1 protein-coding gene is annotated in these 425 nt (G+C 58.8%); it reads left to right on the forward strand.

What is annotated here, in order from left to right:
* A partial coding sequence (locus I6F21_RS38065) for a hemagglutinin repeat-containing protein (RefSeq protein ID WP_225184425.1) occupies positions 1 to 425 on the forward strand: 425 nt, incomplete at both ends.

Raw genomic sequence — 425 nt, forward strand, 5'->3', positions numbered from 1 at the left:
GCGCACGGTGATGCAAACTCGGACGCCCAGACGCAGAACAACTCGCACATCAATGCCAGCGACACTCTGACTATCGTTAGCGGCGGTGATACCAATATCGTTGGCGCGAATGTGAACGCCAACAAGGTTCTCGCGGATATTGGTGGCAACCTGAATCTTGCCAGCACACAGGACTCCAGCCGTAGCGCTGCCCACCAGGAAAGCTCAGGTGGTGGCTTCAGCATCAGACAAGGTGGTGCCAGCGGTAGCTTCAGTCATAGCAACGGTAACGCCAGCGGCAACTACGCGGGCGTGAACGAGCAGTCTGGCATCCAGGCCGGTGCCGGTGGCTTTGACATCAACGTCAAAGGCAACACGGACCTCAAGGGCGCGGTCATCGCCAGTACCGCAACACCCGACAAGAATCAGGTGACCACGGGCACGCT

The organism is Bradyrhizobium sp. NBAIM03 (genome assembly GCF_020194055.1).
GTDB lineage: Bacteria > Pseudomonadota > Alphaproteobacteria > Rhizobiales > Xanthobacteraceae > Bradyrhizobium > Bradyrhizobium yuanmingense.